Source organism: Mesorhizobium sp. P5_C1 (assembly GCF_054049815.1).
Genome location: NZ_JBFULQ010000880.1, coordinates 1 through 1,545, shown reverse-complemented (window position 1 = coordinate 1,545; position 1,545 = coordinate 1). Strand labels below are relative to the sequence as shown.

The 1,545-nt window shown below is 63.1% G+C and carries 2 protein-coding genes; both read left to right on the top strand.

All coding sequences use genetic code 11. The annotated features are described in order from the left end of the window. The coding region (locus tag ACXJ7R_RS32210; RefSeq protein ID WP_457155329.1) for a cytochrome b at positions 1–944 on the top strand (944 nt) is incomplete at its 5' end. Positions 945–972: 28 nt separating this feature from the next. Next, on the top strand, positions 973–1,545 hold a 573-nt coding region (locus ACXJ7R_RS32205; RefSeq protein WP_457155328.1), incomplete at its 3' end, for a cytochrome c1.

Sequence of the window (1,545 nt, the reverse complement as noted above, 5' to 3'; positions counted from 1 at the left end):
CCTACAAGGCGCCGCGCGAGCTGCTGTGGATCCTCGGCTGTATCATCTACCTCCTGATGATGGCGACGGCCTTCATGGGCTATGTGCTGCCGTGGGGCCAGATGAGCTTCTGGGGCGCCACCGTCATCACCGGCTTCTTCAGCGCAATCCCGCTGGTCGGCGAATGGATCCAGCAACTGCTGCTCGGCGGTTTCGCCGTCGACAACCCGACACTGAACCGCTTCTTTGCGCTGCACTACCTCTTGCCGTTCATGATCGCCGGCGTCGTCGTGCTGCATGTCTGGGCGCTGCATGTCGTCGGCCAGTCGAATCCGACCGGCATCGAGGTCAAGTCGAAGACCGACACCGTCGCCTTCACCCCTTACGCGACCATCAAGGACGCGTTCGGCATGATCGTGTTCCTGTTCTTCTTCGCCTATTTCGTCTTCTACATTCCGAATTTCCTTATGGCGCCCGACAATTACATCGTGGCCAATCCGCTGAAGACACCGGCGCATATCGTGCCTGAATGGTACTTCCTGCCGTTCTACGCGATCCTGCGCGCCATCACTTTCAACATCGGGCCGATCAATTCCAAGCTCGGCGGCGTGATCTGCATGTTCGGCGCCATCGTCATGCTGTTCCTGGTGCCGTGGCTTGACACCTCGAAGGTGCGGTCGGCGGTGTACCGGCCCTGGTACAAGCTGTTCTTCTGGCTGTTCGTGGCCGATGCCATCCTGCTCGGCTGGCTGGGCTCGCAGCCGGCGGAAGGCAGCTACGTGTTCATGGCGCAGATGGCGACACTGTTCTACTTCGCCTTCTTCCTGGTCGCGCTGCCGGTGCTCGGCCTGATCGAGACGCCGCGGCGGCTGCCGAATTCGATCACCGAAGCGGTGCTCGAGAAGAACAAGGGTGGCGGTCATCATCCTGCGGGGGCTACGGCCGCGCCGGAAACCAAGGGCTGAGCGGGTAGAGAATCTAAGGGGATTTGGCATGAAGAAGATTCTCACCTCGCTGGCGTTGCTCGGCCTCGTGGTTGTTGGCACCGGGGCGATCGCCGCCGAGGAGGCACACAACGCGGCCGCACCGACGCATTTCCCGATCAACGAGCCGAAGGAGATGGACTGGAGCTTCGCCGGGCCGTTCGGCACCTACGACAAGGCGCAGCTGCAGCGCGGCCTGAAGGTCTACAAGGAAGTCTGTTCGGCCTGCCATTCGATGAATTTGGTGGCGTTCCGCACGCTGTCGGACCTCGGCTATTCGGACGCGCAGATCAAGACGCTGGCGGCCGAGTACACCATCCATGACGGCCCGAACGACGCCGGCGACATGTTCGACCGCCCTGGCAAGCCGTCCGACCACTTCCCGCCGCCATTCGCCAACGAGGAAGCCGCCGCTGCCTCGAATGGCGGCGCTGCCCCGCCCGACATGTCGCTGCTGGCCAAGGCGCGCGGCGTCGAGCGCGGCTTCCCGCGCTTCGTCTTCGATATCTTCACGCAGTATGCCGCGGGCGGCCCCGACTACATCCATTCGCTGCTGACGGGCTACGACCAGACGCCGCCGGCC